The organism is Acidobacteriota bacterium (assembly GCA_029861955.1).
Taxonomy (GTDB): domain Bacteria; phylum Acidobacteriota; class Polarisedimenticolia; order Polarisedimenticolales; family Polarisedimenticolaceae; genus JAOTYK01.
Genome location: JAOTYK010000026.1, coordinates 20,208 through 44,571 on the forward strand (window position 1 = coordinate 20,208; position 24,364 = coordinate 44,571).

General features: G+C 62.6%; 16 protein-coding genes. 8 read left to right on the forward strand and 8 right to left on the reverse strand.

Translation table 11 applies throughout. The features are described 5' to 3' along the window. The first annotated feature begins 97 nt into the window (after positions 1-97). Positions 98-4,252 (forward strand): DUF3857 domain-containing protein, encoded by a 4,155-nt coding sequence (locus OES25_12895; GenBank protein ID MDH3628535.1) that lies wholly within the window; start codon positions 98-100, stop codon positions 4,250-4,252. Here OES25_12895 and OES25_12900 read toward each other — a convergent pair. Both OES25_12900 and OES25_12905 read right to left on the reverse strand, forming a co-directional pair. Next, entirely contained in the window at positions 4,249-6,843 is a 2,595-nt protein-coding gene (locus tag OES25_12900; protein ID MDH3628536.1) for a S9 family peptidase, read from the reverse strand. The genes OES25_12895 and OES25_12900 overlap by 4 nt on opposite strands. Positions 6,844-7,347: 504 nt before the next feature. Further along, complete coding sequence (locus OES25_12905) at positions 7,348-8,235, reverse strand: LysR family transcriptional regulator (GenBank protein ID MDH3628537.1); 888 nt, start codon at positions 8,233-8,235, stop codon at positions 7,348-7,350. Positions 8,236-8,342: 107 nt separating this feature from the next. Here OES25_12905 and OES25_12910 point away from each other — a divergent pair, with 107 nt between their 5' ends. Genes OES25_12910 through OES25_12920 form a run of 3 tightly spaced genes read left to right on the forward strand, consistent with a single transcriptional unit; the run spans position 8,343 to position 12,952 of the window. Next, positions 8,343-11,366, forward strand: a complete 3,024-nt coding sequence (locus OES25_12910) for an AIR synthase-related protein (protein MDH3628538.1) — start codon at positions 8,343-8,345, stop codon at positions 11,364-11,366. Then, positions 11,359-12,177 (forward strand): phosphoribosylformylglycinamidine synthase subunit PurQ, encoded by an 819-nt coding sequence (locus tag OES25_12915; GenBank protein ID MDH3628539.1) that lies wholly within the window; start codon positions 11,359-11,361, stop codon positions 12,175-12,177. The genes OES25_12910 and OES25_12915 overlap by 8 nt, the downstream gene beginning before the upstream one ends. Positions 12,178-12,235: 58 nt before the next feature. Further along, positions 12,236-12,952, forward strand: coding sequence for a hypothetical protein (locus tag OES25_12920; protein ID MDH3628540.1), 717 nt, complete (start codon positions 12,236-12,238; stop codon positions 12,950-12,952). Between the two features lie 14 nt (positions 12,953-12,966). Here the strand turns inward: OES25_12920 and ilvE are convergent, their stop codons facing one another. Genes ilvE through OES25_12940 form a run of 4 tightly spaced genes read right to left on the reverse strand, consistent with a single transcriptional unit; the run spans position 12,967 to position 16,929 of the window. Further along, a complete protein-coding gene (gene ilvE, locus OES25_12925; GenBank protein MDH3628541.1) occupies positions 12,967-13,863 on the reverse strand; it encodes a branched-chain-amino-acid transaminase in 897 nt (298 codons plus the stop codon). Then, the gene (pdxT, locus tag OES25_12930) at positions 13,848-14,495 is read right to left on the reverse strand and encodes a pyridoxal 5'-phosphate synthase glutaminase subunit PdxT (GenBank protein MDH3628542.1); all 648 of its coding nucleotides are present in this window, start codon (positions 14,493-14,495) and stop codon (positions 13,848-13,850) included. Before pdxT ends, ilvE begins: the two co-directional genes overlap by 16 nt. Beyond that, on the reverse strand, positions 14,495-15,379 hold the full coding sequence (gene pdxS / locus OES25_12935) for a pyridoxal 5'-phosphate synthase lyase subunit PdxS (GenBank protein MDH3628543.1): 885 nt from the start codon (positions 15,377-15,379) through the stop codon (positions 14,495-14,497). The genes pdxT and pdxS overlap by 1 nt, the downstream gene beginning before the upstream one ends. 38 nt (positions 15,380-15,417) lie before the next feature. Then, complete coding sequence (locus tag OES25_12940; protein ID MDH3628544.1) at positions 15,418-16,929, reverse strand: PLP-dependent aminotransferase family protein; 1,512 nt, start codon at positions 16,927-16,929, stop codon at positions 15,418-15,420. Positions 16,930-17,146: 217 nt separating this feature from the next. On the opposite strand from OES25_12940, the gene OES25_12945 reads away from it, so the two are divergent. Next, positions 17,147-18,172, forward strand: a complete 1,026-nt coding sequence (locus OES25_12945; GenBank protein ID MDH3628545.1) for a PDZ domain-containing protein — start codon at positions 17,147-17,149, stop codon at positions 18,170-18,172. Between the two features lie 106 nt (positions 18,173-18,278). Beyond that, positions 18,279-19,517, forward strand: a complete 1,239-nt coding sequence (locus OES25_12950; protein MDH3628546.1) for an aminotransferase class I/II-fold pyridoxal phosphate-dependent enzyme — start codon at positions 18,279-18,281, stop codon at positions 19,515-19,517. Here the strand turns inward: OES25_12950 and hflX are convergent. Together hflX and OES25_12960 are read right to left on the reverse strand one after the other, a co-directional pair. Continuing rightward, positions 19,495-21,228, reverse strand: coding sequence for a GTPase HflX (hflX, locus tag OES25_12955; protein MDH3628547.1), 1,734 nt, complete (start codon positions 21,226-21,228; stop codon positions 19,495-19,497). The two genes, OES25_12950 and hflX, sit on opposite strands and share 23 nt — an antisense overlap. Positions 21,229-21,324: 96 nt before the next feature. Then, entirely contained in the window at positions 21,325-22,302 is a 978-nt protein-coding gene (locus tag OES25_12960) for a carbamate kinase (GenBank protein MDH3628548.1), read from the reverse strand. An 89-nt stretch (positions 22,303-22,391) separates the two neighbouring features. On the opposite strand from OES25_12960, the gene OES25_12965 reads away from it, so the two are divergent. Both OES25_12965 and OES25_12970 read left to right on the forward strand, forming a co-directional pair. Beyond that, the gene (locus OES25_12965) at positions 22,392-23,246 is read left to right on the forward strand and encodes an SDR family oxidoreductase (GenBank protein MDH3628549.1); all 855 of its coding nucleotides are present in this window, start codon (positions 22,392-22,394) and stop codon (positions 23,244-23,246) included. Positions 23,247-23,251: 5 nt separating this feature from the next. After that, complete coding sequence (locus OES25_12970; GenBank protein ID MDH3628550.1) at positions 23,252-24,352, forward strand: HupE/UreJ family protein; 1,101 nt, start codon at positions 23,252-23,254, stop codon at positions 24,350-24,352. The last annotated feature ends 12 nt before the right edge of the window (positions 24,353-24,364 follow it).

A 24,364-nucleotide genomic window follows, 5' to 3' on the forward strand; every position in this document is an offset into this window, starting at 1 on the left:
CGGGCTTTTTCGTGGACGCCCCGAATACCCCGACAACAGAGATAGCTCCCTCAACTTGCTGAGGGAATCGCGGCGTTCCGTGCGTAGCTTTCTCTTGATGCGGGGACTTTCACGACAGCAGCGGTGGATTACTCTAGCTCTGGCTATGGGGCTGGTTGCCCTCTGGAGCACCGTCGCAATTGCGCAACCCCATGAGGGGGATGCGACCCCTCCCTGGGACCTTCCGCCCAACAGTGTCGAGGCCGAAGCGTTACGTCACTGGGCCTCGACGATCGTCGGGGATGCCGACGCCGGCGTCCAGGTGCTCTACCGTGGACTGACGTATCGGTTGGATGAAGAAGGTCGGTCGGAACTCGACTATCGCTTGATCTATCGAGTGCAGGCCGCGACTCATGTGGACGCGTGGTCCCGCGTCTCTCAGACGTGGCATCCGTGGCATCAGGATCGACCAGACATTCAAGCTCGGGTTATCTCGACAAGTGGCGAGGAACGATGGCTCGACCAGGCAAACGTCGGCGAGTTCACACGCGCAGAGTCGACGAGTCAGATCTACGACGACACGCGAACCCTCGCCGGACCCCTACCTGCCGTCGATGTCGGTTCGATCGTCGAGGAACATCACATCGTCCGTGACAAGCTCCCGTACTACGCCGCGGGCACCGTTCGCCGAACCGCGGTCGCGATCAGCGCCCCCGTTCATTTCAGTCGGATCGTCGTCGAGGCTCCGATCGACGCGCCGCTGCATCATGTGATTCGCGGACTCGATCATGCCCGTGTCACGACGGAGACCGCTGACCGATCGACCCGTAAGATCGTGGAGATCGACGGGATCGACGCCTGGAAAGATGCCGAACTCTTCTCCCCCGCCGAGATCGCCGTGCGGCCGTATGTCGGGTTTTCGACCGGCGAGTCGTGGAACACCATCGCAACAAGTTACGACGCGATCGTGGACCGCCAGCTCGGTGACTCGTCGAAACTCGTCGAGGCGACGGCCGACCTGACTTCCGTCAACCGTCGCGCAGTGATCGACGAGAGTCTCGCATGGGTTCATTCACAGGTTCGCTATACCGGCGTCGAGTTCGGTGAACGTGCGCTGATCCCCTCCACACCGGAGGAGACCCTGGCGCGGCAGTTCGGCGACTGCAAGGACAAGTCTGCGTTGCTGGTCTCTCGGCTGCGTGGTCATGGCATCGCGGCCCACTTGGCGTTGCTCTTGACAGGGCCGGGGCCCGACATCGACCCCGCGTTGCCGGGAATCGGGGATTTCAATCATGCGATCGTCTACGTGCCCGGCGACGAACCGCTCTGGATCGACCCTACGGATCCCTTCTCCCGTGCCGGCGAGGTTCCACTGCCGGATCAGGGTCGACTGGCGTTGGTGGCGTCCGGGATCTCTCACACGCTGCTGATGACGCCGAACCTTGGCTCCAGAGACAATCGGATCATCGAGACACGGGACGTCACTATCTCGCCCAACGGCCCGGGGACGGTTGTGGAGACCACGGAGTGGTTCGGCAGCTTCGACGGCGAGTATCGGGGATTCTTCTCGGAGGTCCAGCGCGAACGGCTGGTCGAGCACTTCAATCGATATGTGCAGGCGGCCTATTCGGCCGAGACGCTCGGCGAGTTGATCCTGCCCGATACGGACCGACTGGACAAGCAACTCAGCCTGCGACTGGAGGCTCTGAAGGCATCCTGGGTTCGCACACGCACGACGCGGGCAACCGTTACGATTCCGACGGGACCGCTATTTGACGAATTGCCTCCGGCCCTCTTCCCTACCGGAGATGACACCCCCCGGAAACATGACTTCGTCTTCTCGCGTCCCCACACGAAACAGTGGAGTTATCGGATCCAGGCCCCGCCGGGGTACGACGCACTGGATCTACCGGACGATCTGAAACGACCGTTTGGCCCTCTGATGCTGACGGAAACCTACCGTCGTGATGAGGGCGGGGTCGTCCACGCTTCCTTCGAGCTCGACACGGGCGCAAGGGTCTACACGGCAGATGAAGTCGAGCAGTTCCGTACGGCTTACCTCAACTATGGCGAAGAGGAGGCCGCAAAGATCGTCTTCGAACAGATCGGCGAACGACAACTCGCCCATGGCGATGTCGGTCCCGCTCTGCAGACGTTTCGCGAGCTGCTTCGTGACGACCCCGACGAACCGATCCATCACACCCGGATCGCCCGTGCTTTGTTGACGGCAGGTCTTGGCGATGAGGCGCGGCGGCACGCACGAATCGCAAGTCGGATGGCCGCGGATTCGCCGGAGGTCCACAAGACCCTCGGGCTGGTGCTGGCCCACGACGCATTGGGACGGAAGTTTCATGCGGGCTTCGATCGAGATGGTGCCGAGCGCGCCCTTCGACGCTCGCTCTCTCTGAACCCGGAAGACGTGGAGACGCGTGGCGAATTGGCGATCCTTCTGGAGCATAACCTCGAAGGCGTTCGATACGGGCGTGGTGCCGATCTGGAACAGGCCATCGAAGAGTACCGGACTCTGGGGCCGGCCCTCGAGTCGCTCAGTCTCAAGAACAACCTCCGTGTTGCGCTCATGCAGTCGGAGCAGTTCGAAGAGCTGCGTGATCTCACCGAGGGCGCTAGAGGTCCACGACCCGAGACGGTTCATCACATCATCTCGATCGCGGCGCTGCAGGGATCCGAGGAGGCGATTCGGATAGCGGCGCGTCGAACGTCGTCGGCCGAACACTATCGTCAGCTTCTCGTGTCCGCGTCGGAACTCTTGCCGCTGGTGCGACGCTATCGGCTTGCCGGCGACCTCCTCGCCGCCGGCGCACGAGGTGAGACGCAGTCCGTGTCGCTCCTCCCCAGGGTGGCTATGTTGCGACGCTCCGTGCGTCACGAAGAGTTGGACACCAACCCGGCCACGCCGGAGGGGCTGTTGCGTGGGTTCCTCGTCGACGTGCTGGCCTCCGATCGGGGTGGACGCGACGCCATGGAGCATCTCCACCCGGTCATCCGTGAGCGACTCGACGAGCGCACCGACGCTGGTGGGTTCTTCGAGACGATCGAGGCGCTTCGCAGCGGACTGGGGAGTGCCTCGGCCCCGAGCGACGTGACGCTCGATATCGCGCTATCCAACGGCGAGATCCTCCGCGAGGGCGACCGCGACGATGGGTTCAAGTTGAGGTTCCGACTCGTGCTTCCCGAGCAGGCACCCGCCGAGTTCCAGGCGTTCGTTGCACACGATGGCAAACGATATCGACTTGTCGAATTCGGGCGACCGACGGTCGTCGGCTATTACATCGAACGACTGATCGACAGCGATCGGCTGGAAACCGCCGCCCGCTGGCTGACATGGTGCCTCGAAGAGCCGGAGCGGGCCGATCCGCGCGACCCTCTCGGTGGCGGTCTCTACCAACGATTCTGGAGTCGCAGCGGCTCGCATCGACCCGAGAGGATGCGTGTTGCGGCAGCTCTTCTGATGGGCGACGCGGCGTTCGCGCCGCGCGCGTTCGCAATTCTCGATCGTGCGTGGGGCAGTCGACAAGACACGCAGCGTCTCGACATCGATCTGGCGATCGCCAGTCTCGCCGCGGGGGCCGACGATACGGTTCGCTGGACGCGTCACGCGGGTAATCTCTATCGGGCCTACCCGGACTCCCAGCAAGCGCTCCTTCTCTGGACCCGTGGCCTGTATCAGGCGTCCGACTGGGAGGCCGCGCAGCGAGCGACGGAGCGTTGGTTGGACCGTCATCCGGACGACACCGACGTCATCGAATTGGCCTCAGACATCGCCCGCAACAGTGGCGATCGACAGACGGCACTGGACCTACTGGAGTCGAGTATCCGGACGGGCCAGGCAAACGCAGACATCTACAACAACATCGCCTGGTACCACATCATGGACGGCACGATCACCGACAATAGCCTGCGTTGGGCGCAACGTTCCGCGATGCTGGATAACTTCAGCGATCCCAACTCGCTGCATACGTTGGCCACGCTCTACGTCGAGACCGGTCGCCCAGCCGAGGCTCGTGATGTCCTCCTGCGACTCCTGGAGACCCAGCCCGATGAGGCCCCGTCCGCTTCCGATTGGTACATCGTGGGGCGCATCGCCGAGAGCTATGGCCTGATGGATAGTGCGCGGACCTCTTACGGAAAGGTGCCCGCTCCCGAGCGTGCAACGCCATTGAGTGCGTCGACCTACGATATGGCGCAGCGTCGACTACGCAATCTGGACCGGCAGCGTCGTGCCACGACCGCAAAACTCGGAGCTGAGGACTAGTCACGCTCCGAATAGAGCGCGTTCCACCAGCGATCGTCTTCCTTCAGCCAACGATCGAACCACGCCACGATGCTGCGAGACCAGACCGTGCGCTTGGCGTGATCGAGGATCCAATGATCCTCGCCTTCCACCTGTAGGTACTCGACCTGTTTTCCGAGCAAACGTAGCGCGATAAAGAACTGATCGCTCTCACCGACCGGTACGTTGGTGTCGGAACGACCATGGGTGAGGAGCAGTGGCACCTGGTGCTTGTCGGCGCGGAACAGTGGACTCTGGTCGACGTAGATATCCGATCGATTCCAGGGGTAGGAACCGGCCGTGGCCGCGCCGCTGTAGCTATAGCCCCAGTTCCCCTCACCCCAGTAGGATGAGATCGATGAGATCCCGGCATGGGCGACCGCGGCGGCAAATAGATCGGTCTTGGTCGTCAACAACATGGTCATGAAGCCGCCGTACGATGCCCCGATGCATCCGACACGCTTGGGGTCGGCGGATGGGTGGGCGGCCAGGAATTTTTGCGTGCCCTCGATGATTTGATCGGCGGTCGTAATCCCCCAGTTGTTGACATGCTCGGCGGAGAACGATTGTCCATAGCCGGTCGCCCCGGAGGGTTGAGGGACGAACACGAGATAGCCCTGAGAAGCCCACCACTCCTTCGGGTAACGACCACCGAATGCGCGCGACACGGGAACGGTCCCGCCGTAGTAGTAGACGATGGTCGGGTACTTTTTCGCGGCGTCGAAGTTTGGCGGGTAATAGACACGTCCGTCGATTGCCTTGCCGCCCGTTGTTTCGAAACGGAACGGTTTCACCGTCCCTGGATTCAGAGCGTGAAACCACGTCTCGTTGGGGTGGTGCAACGGGGTGAGTGTGCCGTCTTCGAGATCGAGTCGCCGGAGCTGCTGCGGTGTCCAGACGGAGGTTCCCCTGACGAGGGCAACCGATGCGGACTCGGCGAGGGTGAACGACTCCATCGCCTCGACGCCGGTGTCGAACTCGCTGTAGCTACCGTCAGCAGGATCGTACCGGTACAACTCGACAAGATCGCGATCCGTGCCGGTCAGATAGATCCGCCCATCGTGTCGACTCCAGACCGCGTTTTGAACTGCCGGATCGAAAATAAGGGTGATCGGATCGACCTCGTCTGTTCCACGATCCCAGATGAAGAGCTGCCCGTCGTAGCTGTTGGCAATCTGACCCTCTTCAACGTTCACGCCCCGACCCTCGAATTCGTCGGCGCGAGCTCCGATCAACAGCTTGTCGCCGACGGGTGCGTAGGAGACACCGTTCAGCCAACCAATCTCACGGAGTTTTGTCGCCTTACCGCTGGACAGTTCAAGCTCCCAGAGCTCGTTGCGGGAAAACGGAATTTCCTCGAGATCTTCGAAAAGACGGCTGAACAACAACCGCTTGCCGTCGGCGGAAATATCCTGCAGGGACGTCGTTTCATCTCCGGCCGTCAGCCTGCGCTGCACGCCGCTCGTCACGTCGACCCAGTGGAGATAACTCTTGTTGCGATAGGTCGCCTGGCGGTCCATCAGTCCTTCGAGAAGCTTGACGCCCCGCTTGTCCTTCTCTGCCTTCACCTGGGTGGTGAAGACGATCCCGGTGCCGGTCGGTGACCAGCGATAGCTCTGAAGCTCCTTGACACCTTCAAGGAGGGCACGAACGCTACCGGAATCCAATTCGTAGACGAAGAGGGTCTTGCCGGCGTCTTTTCCCGGCGTCGAGGCAAGATAGGCAATGCGGCTGCCATCCGGGCTCCAGCTGACCTGGCTGGCGCCGCTCATTCCCCGCCAACTCATGACCGTTCGATCCGGAGAGAGCGCACGGATTTCGATCCAGGACTCGCGATCGTGGGTCCCCGGCCGGATGCGGCTGACGTTCCGGACATAGCGCGTACCGTCGGGTGACAGCGCAAGCGAGCTGATCGTCGGCGCGTCGGTCACGTCTCGGAATTCCACCGCACGCTGGGGGTTGGCGGAGAAGCCTGCTCCCGCCAACGACGGCTGATCACCGTGAAGGGTCACGCCGACGGTCCAGTCTTTCTTGCGCTCGGGATCGAACACGGTCTTCACCAGGATCGTGTGGGTGCCTGGATCCAACTCCACTTCCTTCTTGATCTCGTCGTCTGCGCTGTCGCCGCCGCCGGAAACCAGCGGCTTGCCGTCGAGCCACAATCGCCGGGGATGGGCGCCCGTTAGTTCGATCTCTACCTTGGCGAATGCCGGCGTCGTCACGTAGGTCGCCGCCCAGCCGACCTGCGAGAGATCTTCCGCGGCGGGGCGTTCGAACGATACCCGGCCGTCCTTGACGCCGGAAACCTCGCTCCAGGCCAGGGGCCCGATCGCCTTCAGTCCCGCGCTGGGTTCCAGGAACGGATCGGGTAAGTGCGTTGCGTCGAGAAGGTCGGCGACCTTCGGCGCCTCGTCGAAGACGGCATGGGCGTGACCGACGGGACCGAGCGTCAGCCACTGCGTCGCCTGGAGTGTCGGAGGAGCCGGTTCCTTCTTGCCGCGAGCCTCGACGACGCCAACGACCAACAAGAGTGCCAACAACCCACCGCCCGCGCGCACCAAGCCGTTCCACATGCCCTTCTCCTCCCGGGGGAATCCGTATCGACGGAGTATAGGCGAACTCCGATCGGAAGATGGGGACACCGGGAGATCCTCCCGGTGTCCCCATGGGCTGCCTCGTCAACGCTTCTGCGATCGATCTCGCGAAACGAATCGCGACGGAACCGGTCCGTTACGCCGCTCTCCATCCTTGAGATCTATCGACTCGATCGGGTGGACTCAGTTGGGGCGAAGCGTCCACCCGACGATGCCGCGACAAACCACGGCACCAAGATCCGCTGAACCGTTCATTGCTGAGCCGGGAGTTGGGTCTCTGCGCGACGATCACTCCGCGCCGAATGCTGTATTCGTGCCGCGGCCACGGACGGGATCTTGAAACAAAAAAATGGGGCGGTACGCAAAGAGGGGCATCACCTGCGTACCGCCCGCCTGCAGAGACCTTACGTAACTCTTCTACGTTTGTAGGCCGGCCGTGGTGCGTGCGATCCTTAGCTATTGCTGCACGCGCACCGCGGAGGGTCAACTCGACCGGCTTCGGCCCAGTTCCTCGAGGAGACGGTCGACCGTGGCCGGTAGAGGCGCACCGTCCCGAACCGCTGCCGAATACGCGACATCGCCGATACTGGAGACAGGCGTGACGCGACATCCCGGAGGCTCGCGACGGGCGTCGAAGGCGACACGGGGAACCGGCGCCACACCAAGACCGGCGGCAACGAACCGACGAACAAGCGAGAGGTTTCCCACTTCGATGGTGGGACGGAACGCCAGTCCGGCGGCGGCGAATTCACGCTCGAGATGACGACGAAACGCGGAACCCGGCTGGAGTGACACCACCCGCGATTGACTCACCGATCGTAACGTGAGACGCCGTACGGTCGTTCCACGGGGCGGCGCCGGTTGCAACAAGACGACCGGAGTCTGAAGCAACCGGTCCTTGCGGATTCCCCGCAGCCGAGGGCCCTGTCCGTCGACGGGCTCGTCGACGACAAGTGCCAGATCGATCTCGCCATCACGTAGTGCCTTCAGTAGGACCGGCCCCGGCCCCTCCCGGAGATGAAGCTCGGTCTCGATGCCTCCGCGACCGAGCCGCGCCAAGGCCGCGGGGAGTAACTCTCGACCCAGCGCGTCCCCCGCTCCGACCCGCAAGACCGATCGGCCCTCGTCTACCACTCCCGCGAGTCGACCGAGTTCGTCCAGTCCCGCCAGAACGGTCTCGGCCGTCGGCAGCAGACGGGCCCCCTCGGGGGTCAACTCCATCCCCCGCGCGACTCGCCGGAAGAGCCGGGTGTTCCAGCGACGCTCCAGCCCGTCGATCCTCGAGCTGACGCTGGGTTGGGTGCGACCGAGCGTTTCCGCGGCGGCGGTGACACTACCGTGACGTGCGACGGAGACGAACGCGTGAAGCATTCCTAGATATAGATGTTCTCTATGGCTCATATTGGTTAAATCACTTTGATTTATATCAGAATTCGGGGAAAGATAGTCGCGAATCCCTTCCCGCAGACGAGGTCGCCATGGTTACTCGGTTGGAAATCGGAACTCACGCCGGGCTGCAGGATCCCCGAGGAGCCAAGGCAGCCCACCGCGTTCGGTCCTTTCTCAACATTCCCGTGGAGCGGATCGAAACCTGCGATGTCTATCGGATCGACGCGGATCTTTCGGGAGACGACGCCCGGCGAGTCCTTCGAGAATTGGTCGATCCCGTCTCCCAGCGCGGAGCACTGAATCGTCTAGAGACCGACACCGCGGATCAGATCGTCTGTGTCGGTTACAAGCCCGGCGTGACGGACCCGGTGGGAAAGAGTGCGCGGGTCGCCATCGAGGACACTCTGGGACGAGCGCTCGGCGATGACGCCACGGTCTATACCAGCCAACTCTATCGACTCCATGGCGTCGACGGAGAACAGGCCCGTCGAATCGCTGAGGAGCTGCTTGCCAACCCCGTGATTCAGACGATCGAGATCCTGGACCACCGCGCGTGGCTCGAACTGAAACCGGATCTCGAAGTGCCTCGGGTCACGAGTGACGGACGCCCTCCCGTACGCTGTGTCGATCTTGGCGGAGACGCCGCCGAGCTCGAACGGATCAGTCGCGAGGGTCTTCTTGCGTTGACTATTCGGGAGATGACGACCATCCGCGATCACTTCGTCGCAGCCGCGGCCGATCCCCGTCGTCAGGCGGCGGGTCTCGTGGCGTCGCCGACCGATGTCGAACTGGAGTGCCTCGCGCAGACGTGGAGCGAGCACTGCCAGCACAAGATCTTCAATGCGACGGTCACCTATCACGAACAGGGACACGCCCCGGAAACGATCCCCTCACTGTTCAAGCAGTTCATTCGCGGTGCCACGGAGAATATCGACCGGGAGGTCATCAAGCAGACCGGAGAGTCCTGGCTGGTGTCGGTCTTTCATGACAACGCCGGCGTGGTGACGTTCGACGATGAGCGACACCTGGTCTACAAGGTCGAGACACATAACTCCCCATCGGCGTTGGACCCCTACGGCGGCGCGATGACCGGGATCGTCGGCGTCAATCGCGACCCGTTCGGCACGGGGATCGGCTCCGATCTCATCGCAAACGTCTGGGGATACTGTTTCGCTTCGCCGTTTTATGACGACAAACTTCCGGGCGGACTGCTTCACCCACGTCGTGTCCGCGACGGGGTGCACCAAGGCGTCATCGACGGCGGCAACCAGAGTGGCGTGCCCTACAGTCGCGGCTTCGAGGTCTTCGACGAAAGGTACCTCGGCAAACCGCTCGTGTTCTGTGGAACCGTCGGGTCCCTGCCCGTCACCGTCGCCGGCAAACCCGGCGAAGAGAAGGCGGCGCGGCCCGGCGACCTAATCGTCATGACCGGCGGACGAATCGGCGCCGACGGGATCCACGGTGCGACGTTCTCGTCGGCCGCCCTCGATGAAACCGCACCGGTCCAGGCGGTACAGATTGGCGACCCCATTACCCAGAAGATGATGTTCGACTTTCTGATCGAAGCCCGCGATGCGGGTCTCTACTGTGCGATCACCGACAACGGGGCCGGTGGGCTGTCGTCGTCGGTCGGCGAGATGGCGGAGGCCAGTGGGGGAGCTCGATTGGACCTGGAACGGGCGCCACTGAAGTACCAGGGGTTGGCGCCGTGGGAGATCCTGGTTTCCGAGGCCCAGGAACGCATGACGCTTGCCGTACCTCCCAAAGACCTCGACGCCTTGCTGGAGTTGGCGCGGCGACGTCAGGTGGAGGCGACGGTACTCGGCGAGTTTACCGATGACGGCAACTTCCACGTAACCTACGGCGACGAGACGGTTGCCCTGCTTTCCATGGAGTTCCTCCATGAGGGCGCGCCGGATCTCGAACTGACCGCCCGTTGGGAGCGACGCACGTTCGAGGAGCCGGACGTGGGTCGTGACGAGGACCTCGCCGGGACACTCGTAGAGATGGTGGGTCGCCTCAATCTCTGCTCCGGGGAGACGAAGGCCCGACACTACGATCACGAGGTCAAGGCCCTCAGCGTGATCAAACCGTTCATCGGTGCCGGGCGGGACATTCCGGCCGACGCCACGGTTTCGCTTCTAAGGCATGGCTCGTTGCGCGGGTTCGTCCTCAGCGAGTCGATCCAACCGTTCCTTTCGGATCTCGATTCCTATGCCATGTCCCAGACGGTCGTGGACGAGGCGGTCCGACGACAGATCTGCGCGGGAGCCAGGCTCGATCGGATCGCGCTCCTCGACAACTTCTGCTGGCCCGATCCGGTGCAATCCGTCGGAACTCCCGATGGCGAATACAAGATGGCCCAACTGGTCCGTTCGTGCCGGGGTCTGCATGACGCGGTCCTGGCCTACGGAACACCGCTGATCTCCGGCAAGGACTCGATGAAGAACGACTCCACGATGGGTGGCGTGAAGATCAGTGTGCCGGCAACGCTGCTGGTGTCCGCGATCGGGCAGATTGACGATGTGCGGAATGCGTTGACGCTGGAGCCGCGACACGTCGGCGATCGGGTCTACCTGCTGGGTACGACACGATGCGATACGGGTGGAAGCGAGTACCTTCGTCTACTCGGTGCGCGCGATGGCGTTCCCCGGGAGATCGGAGCGCCGGCCCCCTACATCGGCAATCGAGTGCCTCAGGTCCGCCTGGAGGAGACCATTCCGATGTACCAGGCGACGGCGGACGCGTGCTCCCGTGGTCTCGTCCAATCGATCTCGACACCCGGACGAGGCGGCCTAGGCCTAACCCTCGTCCGCATGCTTCTTGCGGCGGAAGACCTCGGTCTGGATATCGACCTGTCTCCGTGTGCCGATCTCCAATCACTCCCTGCCGATGTCGCTTTGTTTTCGGAGTCCAATGGTCGATTCGTCGCGACGGTCCGACCCGAGGATGCACCGGCATTTGAATCCATGTTTGCCGGCCTGCTCTGTCGTCCGATCGGAGACGTCGTAATTGGCGGTGAGCTGCGTATCAGCGACGCCGACCGCGAGTGGCTGTCCGTCGACGCAGCGACACTCCGTCACGCGTTCAAGGAGACACTTTCCCATGCCTGAGAACAACAGCCGTGTCCGGGTCTTGATCTTGACCGGTCTCGGACTCAACTGTGAGGCCGAGACCGAGGCCGCCTTCCAGATGGTGGGGGCCAGCCCCCAACGAGTTCATCTCCTGGATGTGCTCGACGGTCGTGGCCCACGACTGAAAGAGTTTCACGTGCTGGCGTTCATCGGAGGCTTCGCGTTCGGGGACCATCTCGGCGCCGGATTCGTCTTCGCCAACAAGATCCGTTGGCGACTCTACGACCAGCTGCTCGAGTTCATCGAGGGCGGCGGCTATTCGATTGGCATCTGTAACGGCTTTCAGACCATGGTCCGACTGGGCCTGCTTCCCGGACTCGACGGCGACTATCGGACTCCACGAGCGACACTGGCCCCGAATGACCGACTTGGCTATCGGGACGACTGGGTGACCCTCGGGTTCCGCGAGGACTCCCCGTGTGTCTGGACCGCCGGACTCGGCCGCATGGATCTCCCCACACGACACGGCGAGGGCAAGTTTCTTGCCGAGAGTCCCGAGCTTCTGGAACGTCTCGATGCGACGGGACAGCTGGTAGCCCGCTACCTCGATGACAATGGCCAACCGACGGAATCTTGGCCGGCCAACCCCAACGGTTCTCGGGGGGGGGTCGCCGGACTCTGTGACCCCTCGGGGCGGCTGTTTGGCCTGATGCCGCATCCCGACGCCTACCTCTACCCCTTCCACCACCCGCGCTGGCGAGCGCAGCAGGATCAGGGCCGACTGCCGGATGAGGGTGCAGGTCTGGCCATTTTCAGGAACGGGGTCGAAGCGGCAGCCCGTTCGCTCTGACACCCACCCATACAGGTGAACTCCTGCCGCGCACGTACTTTCGTGGTACGTTTTCAACATGTCCGAACAACGCGACCCCACGGTTCCCCGTCCAAGACAGGGCCGTCAGCTCAAGCGACTTCGCTACGACGAGACGTTGTGGGCCAAGATCGTTGCGCTCTGGCATCGCGAGCGGGTCCGCGAGGAGTACGAAGCGTCGGGCTGGGAACGAAGCCAGGCCCGCAAGAAGGCCAATCAGGAGGCGCTCGAGGTGGCCCGCCAGAACGGCTGGCGTGGCGAGATGGCAGACCTCAAGGGTGACCTGGCCCAACTCCTGACCAGTGACCTCCCATCCCTCGGCCGACGAACCGGTGGGCAATACTGGGAGGAGATGCTGCGGGATGACCTTCTGGCCCTGTTGGGTCACGACCCCGCGATGTTACGCACTCAGCTGATGACCTATCTCCGCGACGAGGTCCGCATCCGCGGTCGTTTCAGCGGACGCGAGGGCTTCTACAAGATGGCGTTGATCATCAGCTACACGCCCTGCATGGATCATATCGATCACCGAAATGCCTTCGTCGAAGCGCTGACGGAGATCGGTCACGACGAAGAGTTCTGCGACCCCGAGCTGTTCAAGGTGTTGATGAAATTCCTACGCGCCTACACGCACAAGCCTTTCGAAACACGGCTTGGCCTCAGCATGCCCGGCACGGAGCCCAAACGGTTCGGGCTTGCGGAACGTGGTCGGCGCTGGCTGTTCGGGCAACCGAAATCGCCGCGCGCGTCTCGTTAGACCTGACGACGAACTCAACCTGTCAGGGTCGGGGTACGGTCATAGTCGACCTTCATGCCGTCTCTCACGCGGAGCTTGCGGAATCGATCGAGTAGGTCGAATGTCAGCGTGCCCGGTTTACCGTCCGCGATCTGACGACCGTCTATCGAGATGACCGGCACGATCTCCGCGCCGGTACCGGTCAAGAAACATTCGTCGGCGTTGTACAGGTCGTGGAGACCCAGAACCGTCTCGTGGGTTCCGACTTCCGCTTCCTGCGCGAGTTCCAGGACGGCACCACGGGTAACCCCCGGAAGGGCTCCTTCAGTCAGACGCGGGGTCTTCAGTCGACCGTCACGCAAGATGAAGATGTTGTCCGCGGTGCACTCGGCTACACGACCGGATAGATTCAACATCACGGCCTCCGGCACACCAGCCTTGCCGGCTTCGATCTTGGCCAGAATGTTGTTGAGATAGTTCAGCGACTTGATCCGTGGATCGAGACACTCCAGCGGAATGCGACGTGTGCTGGCCGTCACGAGCGCGATTCCGTTGTCGTAGAACTCCTTCGGGTAGAGCGAGATCGTGCTGCAGATGATGAATAGCGTCGGTTTCGGGCAGTTGCGAGGGTCAATGCCGAGGTCGCCAACGCCCCGGGTCATCACCAGACGAATGTAGGCATCACGCATGTCATTGGCGACCACGGTGTCGATCGTCGCTTGTTCCAGCTCGTCGACAGTCATCTGAACGTCAAGACCGATCGTCTTTGCGGACTCGAACAAGCGGTCGATGTGCTCGCGAAGTCGAAAGATGTTGCCCTCATAAACACGAATCCCCTCGAACACCCCGTCGCCATAGAGCAGGCCGTGATCAAATACGGAAACCTTGGCTTGATCGTCGGGGACCAGTTTTCCGTTTAGGTAGATGTACATGTCATTCCTCCGTGGGCGGTCTCGTTCTTGGTGCGGACCGTGTTCTTTATTCGTTTTTCGATTCGTTCGGTTGCCGTCTCCAGGAAACGGCGATGGAGCCAGGTCTCCCCGGTGATCTCCGGGTGGAAGGTGGCGGCCATCACTCGGTCGTGAGCCACCAGGACCGGCTCTCCTGCGTGCAAGGCTAACACCTGTACGTCGTCATCCCAGCTATCGAGCCGAGGAGCCCGGATGAACACGGCATTTTTCGGACTCGATTCGCCCGCGACGTCGATCTCTGTCTCGAACGAATCGACCTGGCGGCCGTACCCATTTCGACGGATGGTCACGGGCAACAGGCCCAGCGATGGCTGATGCGGGTCCAGAACCTCACGCGCAAGCACGATTGCACCGGCACAGGTTCCCAGAATCGAACCGCCACGGTCGTGGAAATCCCGCAGACGATCGAACCATGGCTCATCCTGCATCAGGTTCAGGAGGGTTGTCGATTCGCCACCGGGAATGATCAGCGCATCGACATCGTCCAGCGACCCCACTCCGCGCACTTCGACCGCATCGCGTCCAAGTTTGGACAGCACGGCCGCGTGCGCGGCGAAGTCTCCCTGGAGTGCCAGGATACCGACGCGAATCATTACCAGCCTCGGGTCTGTAAGAGTTCCGACTCCGCCAACTTGCCGATCTCGAGTCCGGGCATCGCATCGCCGAGTCCCCGCGAGATCTCTGCCAGTTGCTTGGGGTCACGGAAATGGGTTGCGGCGCGGACCATGGCCCTCGCACGTTCTGCGGGAGACTCGGACTTGAAGATGCCCGAGCCGACGAAGACCGCCTCGGCGCCGAGCTGCATCAACAGCGAGACGTCGGCCGGGGTTGCCATGCCACCGGCGGCAAAGTTTGGTACGGGCAACTTACCGTCCTGCGCCACGAGGCGAACAAGATCGTAGGGCGCGCCCAGATTACGGGCTTCGGTCATCAACTCTTCACTGTCCAGCTGGGTGAGTCTGCGCATGCCGGTCATCAACGACCGCATGTGACGCACCGCCTCGACGACGTTACCGGTGCCGGCTTCGCCCTTCGTGCGCAGCATCGCCGCGCCCTCGCCGACACGACGCAACGCCTCGCCAAGATCGCGACAGCCGCAGACGAACGGCACCTCGAAGGCAAACTTGTCGACATGGTAGGCCTCGTCCGCCGGCGTCAGGACTTCACTCTCATCGATGAAATCGATGCCGAGCTGCTCGAGGATCTGGGCCTCCGCAAAATGGCCGATCCGACACTTGGCCATGACCGGAATGGAAATCGTTGCCTTGATGGCCTCGATCATCGCGGGATCGGACATTCTGGCGACGCCACCGTCTTTGCGGATGTCCGAGGGGACGCGTTCGAGTGCCATGACCGCCGTCGCACCGGCGTCCTCCGCAATACGCGCCTGCTCATCGTTGACGACGTCCATGATGACGCCACCCTTCAACATCTCTGCCAACCCTGTCTTCAGACGCAGGGTTCCCTTGTCGATCATGCCGTTGTTATTCATGGCTGCATTCTCCGTTCGCTCCGTTAGAAGATCGGCACCGCTTCGACACTGCCGGTCTCGCCGTCCGTTCTTGAGTCGTTGTCTTTTGGCCACCGCTCCCGAACGAGCTGGCCGAGTGTGGCAACACCCCTGGCGATCTCGTCGGTCGTGGCCGCCGAATACGTCAATCGAAGTTGATGTCTTCCGGACCCGTCACTGTGGAAGAGCTCACCGCGACTGTACAGCACACCTCTCTGGCGGGCGGTGACGAACAGGTCGTTGCCGTCAATGGCCTGCGGCAGCGTCACCCAGATGAACAGCCCTCCCCGGGGCCGGGTCCAGTGCGCGCCCTCCGGGAACGACTGTTCCAGGGCCGTCAACATGGCGTCGCGTCGCGCCAGGTATCGCGGTAGCGTTTGCTCGAGGTGTCGTTCCAGCTCACCCTCTTCAAGAAACGCGTGGAGTGCGGCCTGGAGTATGGGACTGGTCCCACAATCCTGGACCCGTTTCAGCTCGATGAGTCGTCGAAGCACCGGTGTCGGCGCCGTGAGCCAACCGAGACGCAGGCCAGGCATCAGGTTCTTCGAAAAGGTACTGACGTAGATGACGTGCGCACCACCATCCATCGCGTGAAGGGTCGCGAGGCGTTGGCCCTTGAAGCGGAGTTCACCGCCCCAGTCATCCTCGACGATCGTGCAGCGGTACCGCCGAGCCAGTTCCAGCACCTGCTGTCGTCGTTCGGTGTCCATCTCACACGTCGTCGGGTTGTGAAACGTCGGCTGCAGGTAGAGCAGTTTGGGGCGTTGGCGCTCGAGAACGACTTCCAGGAGATCCGGCCGAATCCCTCGCTCGTCGACGGGAACGCCCAACGGACGAGCCCCGATGGACTCCAGCGCGCTCAGTGCGCCGGTGTACGTCGGCTCCTCGATGGCGATCGGATCCCCACGGTCGAGAAACGTTCTGAACACGAGCTGCAGCGCCTGCTGCGCGCCGTTGGTCACCAGCACGTCGTCCGCACCCACGTCCGACCCGTCTCGACGCATGCGACCTGCGATCGCTTCTCGTAGTTCGGGCTGGCCGGCGGTGGGACCGTAACTGAGGTTCCGAACACCACGAGCCCCGAGTGCCTTCTGCATCGCCCGCTCGAAGGCCCGGACCGGAATGAGTTCGTCCGCCGGATAAGAACCGACGAACGAGATGCCCTCGGTCGAGATGGCGAGCCGATAGATCGACTGGAGTCCGGCGGTGGCCGCGCCGGTCACCGCCTGCGAGAAACCGCCATACCAGTTGTCGTCATGCTTCTCGGCGACGGGCGGGTCGACGAGGAACGTCCCGCGACCCGTGTGGCTTCGCGCACGACCGTCACGGATGAGAAGGTCGTAGGCCGCGACCACCGTATTGCGATTGACGCCCAGACTGCGGGCGAGATCTCGGGTGGCCGGGAGACGGTGGCCGGCGGCCATGCCCCCGGCATCGGCCTGGTCCAGTATCGCTCCCGCGATCTGACGATAGACCGGGACCGGGCTCTCGCAGTCGATCTTGAGACTTTCCAGCATTCCCACGCCTTCAGGCCTATTGGACTAGGCCAATACAGTATTCTAGCGCGTATTGGACCGGTTACAAGCCCTGCTTGGACCCTCACCATGGGAAACCCAGATAGACCGATTTGCGGCGGTTTCCTCTACCTGAAATGGGTTCACAACTTTTCTGCGGCCCTGGCCGTAGTACCGGAATGAGGACGTGAACGAAGAACCCCCATCCTGGAGTCCGCCGATGAAGAAGACCTCGACCCCCCTCCTGTTGGCCCTCGCCCTACTTCTGACCCTCACCGGTGCCGGCTCGCTGCTGGCAGACGATGAACCGGGCGAACGGCATCGGTTCCACAACAAGACTCGCATCGTGATCTCCGATGGAGACGGCGAACCACACGAGCAGGTGTTCGAGTGGAGCGGCGACAAAGCGCCGGCATTCCTCGGCGTCGGTGTCGAACGCAGCGATGAGGGCGCACGGATCACCCACGTGATCCCAGATTCCCCTGCGGCGGAAGCCGGCCTGAAGGAAGGCGACATCATTCTCAACATCAACGGTGAGTCGATCGAATCGCCGATGGACGTCACCCACAACGTGTGGGGCGCCTCGCCGGGCGACAGGATCCAGATCGAGGTCCAGCGCGACGGACGCACCGAACGAATCGACGCCAATCTTTCCGAGAGTGATCGGATGTTTGGACACGGCATGGGTCACTTCGATGCCGAGGAGTTCGGTCATCGCATGGAAGAGATGGCCGAGCGGTTTGAGAACATGGATTTCAACTTCGAGTTTGACTCGGAGGAACTAGAGGAGCGGATGGAGCAGCTGGGCGAGCGGCTGGGCGAAATGAACTTCAGCTTCGATCTCGATGACAGTCCCCACCACATTTACGGATTTCGTCGTAGCCGTCCGGTGCTCGGTGTAGAGCTGGTCCAGGTCACCGCCGAGCTTCGTCAACATCTTGGCGCCCGTGACAACGCGGGTGTCCTGATTGGTCGAGTTCTCGAAGACAGTGCGGCCGAGGCCGCCGGAATACAGGTCGGCGACCTGATCGTCGCCGTCGACGGCGAGTCGGTCGAGGATGCCGGCGACCTTCGCCGACACCTCCGATCCCGCCAGGGCGAGAGCTTCGGCGTCGACGTCATCCGGGACGGCTCCCCACGATCGGTGACCGTCGTCCTCCCGGATGCGGAAGAACCGGAAGAGATTCGCAACCACGTGCGCCCCGACCGTCCCCGCCCTGCGCGTCAGACCTCCATTCACACCTGAAGACACACAACCTGATTTCATCGAGGACGACCTTCCGGTCGTCCTCTTTTTTTTGCCGGGCTGCTAAGCTACGTCTGCGGGTTTTTTCGATCTCCGGGAGAGCGGCATGGGACTGGACAAGTTGAATCCGGCGTTGATGGAAGAGGTGGCGGCGCTGCAACGGGAGAGTCGCGCCAAGGGCCCCGAACGGATTCTCGAGGCCTACGTCCCGGCCAACAACTCGCGAGGACCACGCTATCGAATTCAGGGAAGCGATCGAGAGTTCCTACGTATGAACTCCAACAGCTACCTCTCGCTATCCAACCATCCGGCGTTGATCGCGTCCGCCGACGAGGCCTCGCACCGATTCGGTGCCGGCCCCGGTGCCGTGCGTTTCATCGATGGCACCACGACGGCCCACATCGAGCTGGAGCAGACGATCGCCGACTTCGCGGGTCGCCCTGCAGCAAGGATCTTCAACTCCGCCTACACGACGATGCTGGGAGTGGGACTGACGCTGACGACCAGGGACACCTACTGGATCGGCGACGCACTCAATCACAACTGCATTATCCGTGCGATGCGGATCGCATCCGTGCCACGAGAGCGTCGATCGATCTTCGCCCACAACGATGTCGAGGATCTCGCACGACACCTGGAGCAGGTCCCCGACGGGATCCGTCGCGTGATCGTCGTCTTTGACGGGATCTTCAGCATGCGTGGAGATAACGCACCGCTGGATGCCATCGTCAAGCTCTGCGCGAAGCACCACGATCGATTTCCCGAAGGGGTGATCACCGTGATGGATGATTCCCACGGCATCGGAGCCTACGGTGCGAGCGGACGCGGCACCGAGGAGCACTGCGGTGCGCGGGCGGATGTTTTCATTGGAACGTTCGGCAAGGCGTTCGGTGTCAATGGCGGGTTCGTCGCCTCCAGTGAACAACTGATCGACACGATTCGGCAGAAGGCCGACACGTACATCTACACCAACCCACTGAGTGCCGCAGACTGCGCCGCTGCCACGACGGCCGTCCGCTTGACCGCCGGCGACGAGGGGCGCGAGCGTCTTGCCAATCTCTCCCTCCGCACCGCGCAGTTCCGCGAAGGGGTGGCCCAGTTGGGTCTCGACTCGATTCCCGGTCCACACCCGGTGGTACCGGTACTGGTCCGTGACGGGGACCGCGCACGGCAGATGGTTCAGGGTCTCTTCGATCGGGGTGTGCTGGCGGTCCCGCTTACGTTCCCCGTGGTCCCTAAAGGCGATGAGACGATCCGCTTTCAGATCAACGCGGCCCACACCGAGTCCGACATTGGCGAGGTCTTGAATCTACTGGACGAGGTCAGGCTGTCCGATGTCGTTTGACGGGGAGTAGATCGTCGACACGCGCCAGGAGCTCGTCCATTCCCCAACGCTTGAGCGCAGAGATTCCCACCGCATCGTTGCCGGCCAGAAGTTCGGTCCTGTCGTCGACGGATATCCGATCGATCTTGTTGTAGACCAGAAGCTCCGGGATCTCGTCATACTTCAGTTCGCCGAGGATTCGACGGACGGCGTCGATCTGCTGAGAATACCCCTCGTGCGACGCGTCGACCAGATGCACAATCAGGTCCGAGTCCTCGATCTCCTCGAGCGTCGCTCGGAACGCCGCCAGGAGATCCTTCGGGAGATCTCGGATGAATCCCACGGTGTCGTTGATCACGATCTCGCGCTCCCGGGGTAGCCGAAGACGTCGACTCGTGGGATCGAGAGTTGCGAACATCCGTTGCTCGACCATGACCTCGCTCTGGGTCAACAAGTTGAGCAATGTGCTCTTGCCCGCGTTGGTGTAGCCGACGACGGATACGACCGGAACGTCACGATTGCGACGTCGTGCCCGTCGTTGTTCGCGTCGTTTCCGCTCGGCCTGCAGCATCCGCTCGAGCGCACGGATCCTGTCCCGCACGCGACGTCGATCGATCTCGAGTTTTTGCTCACCAGGGCCGCGACCGCCCACTCCGCCCTCTAGACGCGACAGACCGTTGTCCCCGCGGGTCATGAGGCGAGGGAGCAGGTACTTCAGTTGTGCCAGTTCGACCTGGATCTTTCCTTCCCGTGTACGCGCGCGACGGGAGAAAAGATCGAGAATCAACTGCGAGCGATCCAACACCTTGATGTCGGTCGCCTCCGCGATCGCGCGGGCCTGCGCCGGGGTCAGGTTCTGATCGACGATCACGAAATCGATCTGCAGACGAAGCGCGTGGATGATCAGATCCTGGAGCTTGCCGGAACCCATCAGTGTTTTCGGATCGAACGCCTGTCGACGCTGGACAATCTTCTCGGCCACCTCGAGATCGCTGGAGAGCGTAAGCTCTTCGAGCTCGTCCATCGATCGCTTCGCCTGGGCTCGACTACCGGTGGTGACGTGAACCAGGATGGCTCGACCATCACGCCCTGCGACCTTGGTTCGATCGCGAAGGCGTTCGAACTCGACCTCGAGTGCACGGATCAGTTCGAGGAAGTCGTCGTCAAGTTGCCGGGCGGGGGTCGGCGGAAACAAACGATAACGCTCGCCATCAGCGAACACGTCGCGGGTGACGTCGTCGCGTTGCCTGCGGTCGCCGTTCCCGCCTTCGCCGAGCACCCGAGTCTCGACCTTGCCGCCTCTTCGGGTCTTCTCGGGGGCCGGCAGCAGATGGGCCACGCGGACGGGTCCCGGTAAGCCGTCCTCTCGTACGGTAACGGTCGCCATCGCATCCAGCCGGTGTAACGCCAGGGGTGCCAATTCCGTGGCGTTCAGGTCGTCATTAATGAGTCGTGTACTGATGAAGCGCAGGGTGCAAAACCGCATTCGCCCGGAGGGGGCGCTGGGCTTTCGTGGTACCTCGATGCGCTGCGCGTCCCCGACCGCAATGGCCTCGACGCGACCCGAACGATCGACCAACAGGCCGAGGCGCCGCTTCAGATCGCGGCTGATGGAGGACAGTTCCCGCGCCAACTCGTGAGAGACGATCTCCCGCGGGGGCACCCGTCTGCGATAGAGGCGCTCGATACGCTGTCGCTCTTCCGGCGACAGACTGCGCAGATCGCCCTTCAACGTTGGAATGCTACGACCCTCCCCATTCCGGCAACTCGCGACGTGTCACGATCCCAGCGGAACATACGGCGAACCGCGTCCCTGGGCTCATCAACCTCACAGTTTGCCGATGAAATGAGAGCCGCCTCGTCCATCGATGGCCTTCGGAAGAGTGGCGGGATCGGTGATAAGCGCCCGTTTCCCGCCGTTCCGCAGGAAATCGATCACGGCCTGAATCTTGGGTCCCATGCTGCCGGCGGGGAAATGCCCCTCGGCCATCAACTGCTCGATCTCGGCCAGGGTGATCGCCGATAGTGCACGTTGGTCGGGCTTTCCGAAGTTCACGTAGACCTGAGGAACCGCGGTCAGGATGATCAGCAGGTCGGCGCCGATGTTGGTGGCGAGTACGCTCGACGTCAGATCCTTGTCCACCACCGCCTCGATCCCGTGATAGCTCTCACCGGGGCCCGACACGATGGGGATGCCGCCGCCACCGCACGCGACGACGATATGTCCGTCCCGGGCCGCCCCGCGGATCATGTCCCGCTGGATGACCCGTCGCGGTTGGGGCGACGGCACGAGACGTCGCCAGCCACGACCCTGGGGATCCTCGCGGATGATCCAGCCATGTTCCGCTTCGCGACGACGGGCGTCGGACTCGGGCAGGAACGGGCCGATCGGCTTGGTCGGAGCATCGAACGCCGGGTCCTCTGCGTCCACCCGAACCTGGGTGACCATCGTGACGACGTAGCGTCGCAGATTTCGACTCCGCAGCTGGTTCAACAGACTTTGCTGCAGGACGTAACCCAGCGACCCCTCGGTCATCGCGACCAGCACATCGAGAGGCATCTCCGGGACATCGCCCCGGGACATCTCGTTTTGCAACAAGAGATTGCCGACTTGCGGACCGTTGCCGTGGGTGACGACCATGTGGAAATCCCGCTCGACGAGGCTCATCAGGTACTCGCAGATCTGGTCTGCGTGCCGAACATGCTCGTCGATGGTGCCGGCTTCCTTTCCCGTCATGAACGCGTGACCGCCCATGGCGATCAGCGCCAGCGGATGACCGTCGTCGTCGTGGTGCAGTTCGTTCATCGGAGTCCTCCGGGAAGGTCGAAGCCTTCGGCCAGAGAGTAAACCGCCCGGCGGCTCCACACCACCCTCACTTCGGGTATCCTCAAACAATGACCCCATGGCTGAAAGACGACATGCTGGCAGGGAAGGTGGCCTGGATCACCGGTGGCGGCAGCGGCCTCGGGCGGGCGACGGCCCTGCGGATGGCCGGACTGGGCGCTCAGGTATGCGTGATGGGGCGACGGGAGAAGCCGCTGGATGAGACCGTCGCCATGATCGTGGACCAGGGCGGAATCGCCTCCCGGCACGCCGGCGACGTTCGCGAGCCCGAAGCGATCGATGCGACGTTGGCCCACATCGTGGAAACCCACGGCGGCCTGGACATCCTGCTCAACAACGCGGCCGGAAACTTCCTCTGTCCCTCCGAAACCTTATCGCCCAAGGCGTTTTCGGCCGTGGTCGATATCGTGCTCAAGGGCAGTTTCCTGTGCACCCGGGCCGCCGGTCGCTACTGGATTGACACGGGCAGGGCCGGGTCGATCCTGAGCGTCGCCACGACCTACGCGGAAACCGGATCGGCGTTCGTGCTGCCGAGTGCGTGCGCCAAGGCCGGAGTCGTCGCGATGACCCGATCCCTGGCCGTCGAGTGGGCCCGGTACAACATCCGCCTGAATGCCATCGCCCCGGGCCCGATACCGACGGAGGGCGCTTTCTCTCGACTCTTGCCGTCTGAGGAGATGCTCGAGGGTCGTAAACGGAAGATACCCGCCGGTCGTTTCGGAACTCCCGAAGAGTTCGCGGAGTTGGCGTGCTTTCTCGTCAGCGACGCGTCCAGTTGGTTCTGTGGCGAACTGATGGTCTTCGACGGGGGCGAGTGGCTCCGTGGAGCCGGTGAGTTCAACGATCTTCTTGATCTACCTCCCGAGGTCATGGAACAGCTACAGAAGATCCGTCCACGCAAGTAACCGGGATGAAGAACGCCGCGCTGTTTTTCCTGCTGCTCGTCTCGGGTATCGGTACCATCCATGCCCATCGCTTCGAGATCACCGAGGTCGATCTCGTCGTGGAGATCGACGGCCACGTCAAGGCGTGGATGCAAGTCGATGTCGATGCGTTGGCTCTCGGCGTCTCTCCCGACAGCGATGACGCAGCCAACGTCTCGGAGATCCAGGCCCGCGACGACGCCGAGACACTGCTCGACAGCGCTCGACGGGTCCTCCTGCGTCGGGTGCGAATCCGTTTCGATGAAGAGAAATCGATGCCCTCGATCGAGTTTCCCGAGTGGTCCAGGCCATCGACGGACCCGCTCTTCCCGACGGTCTTCGGAAGTGTCGCGCGATTCGATACCGAGATCCCCGTCGACGGGAAGACCCTGACGTTTACAGCGTCACGAGCATTTGGTCCCGTGCGACTGTCCATCCGCGAGGCGGCCACCGGTCGGGTCCGAAAGGAACTGCTATCGCCAGGCGAGGGCTCGGCTCCGTTTGTCTTCGGCGAAAGCGGTGTCGAGGAGTCCGACGAGTCCTGGTCGCGTTACGCCAGGCTGGGATTCCTGCACATCGTGCCGTACGGATTCGACCATATCCTCTTCGTTCTTGGACTCTTCCTCCTGGGACGCCGATGGAAAGCGCTCCTTCTGCAGGTGTCCGCCTTCACGGTAGCGCACACCATGACGCTGGCATTGTCGATCTACGGCGTCGTCGCGTTGCCCTCGCGCTGGGTCGAGGTCCTGATCGCGTTGTCCATCGTGTACGTCGCCGTGGAGAACCTCCTGACGGATCGGGTCCAATCGTGGCGACTGGCTCTGGTCTTCGGCTTTGGACTCCTCCACGGGCTGGGGTTTGCCGGCGCGCTCCGCGAACTTGGGCTCGGGAAGGATCGTTTCCTCGTGTCGTTGATCTCGTTCAACGTCGGCGTCGAATTCGGTCAGCTGGCGGTGATCCTGGTGGCGTTCGTGCTGGTGGGTCGGTATCGACGATTACCCTGGTATCGGCCCCGGATCGTCGTGCCGGTGTCCCTGATGATCGCCGCCGTCGCTCTCTTCTGGACCGTGCAACGGGCCATCGCCTGAACTGGGCAAGTT

Bases quoted from the DNA above. Each gene is read 5' to 3' on its own strand.
- OES25_12895 (MDH3628535.1), top strand. From the start codon at position 98: ATGCGGGGACTTTCACGACAGCAGCGGTGGATTACTCTAGCTCTGGCT.
- OES25_12900 (MDH3628536.1), bottom strand. From the start codon at position 6,843: ATGTGGAACGGCTTGGTGCGCGCGGGCGGTGGGTTGTTGGCACTCTTG.
- OES25_12905 (MDH3628537.1), bottom strand. From the start codon at position 8,235: ATGCTTCACGCGTTCGTCTCCGTCGCACGTCACGGTAGTGTCACCGCC.
- OES25_12910 (MDH3628538.1), top strand. From the start codon at position 8,343: ATGGTTACTCGGTTGGAAATCGGAACTCACGCCGGGCTGCAGGATCCC.
- OES25_12915 (MDH3628539.1), top strand. From the start codon at position 11,359: ATGCCTGAGAACAACAGCCGTGTCCGGGTCTTGATCTTGACCGGTCTC.
- OES25_12920 (MDH3628540.1), top strand. From the start codon at position 12,236: ATGTCCGAACAACGCGACCCCACGGTTCCCCGTCCAAGACAGGGCCGT.
- ilvE (MDH3628541.1), bottom strand. From the start codon at position 13,863: ATGTACATCTACCTAAACGGAAAACTGGTCCCCGACGATCAAGCCAAG.
- pdxT (MDH3628542.1), bottom strand. From the start codon at position 14,495: ATGATTCGCGTCGGTATCCTGGCACTCCAGGGAGACTTCGCCGCGCAC.
- pdxS (MDH3628543.1), bottom strand. From the start codon at position 15,379: ATGATCGACAAGGGAACCCTGCGTCTGAAGACAGGGTTGGCAGAGATG.
- OES25_12940 (MDH3628544.1), bottom strand. From the start codon at position 16,929: ATGCTGGAAAGTCTCAAGATCGACTGCGAGAGCCCGGTCCCGGTCTAT.
- OES25_12945 (MDH3628545.1), top strand. From the start codon at position 17,147: ATGAAGAAGACCTCGACCCCCCTCCTGTTGGCCCTCGCCCTACTTCTG.
- OES25_12950 (MDH3628546.1), top strand. From the start codon at position 18,279: ATGGGACTGGACAAGTTGAATCCGGCGTTGATGGAAGAGGTGGCGGCG.
- OES25_12960 (MDH3628548.1), bottom strand. From the start codon at position 22,302: ATGAACGAACTGCACCACGACGACGACGGTCATCCGCTGGCGCTGATC.
- OES25_12965 (MDH3628549.1), top strand. From the start codon at position 22,392: ATGACCCCATGGCTGAAAGACGACATGCTGGCAGGGAAGGTGGCCTGG.
- OES25_12970 (MDH3628550.1), top strand. From the start codon at position 23,252: ATGAAGAACGCCGCGCTGTTTTTCCTGCTGCTCGTCTCGGGTATCGGT.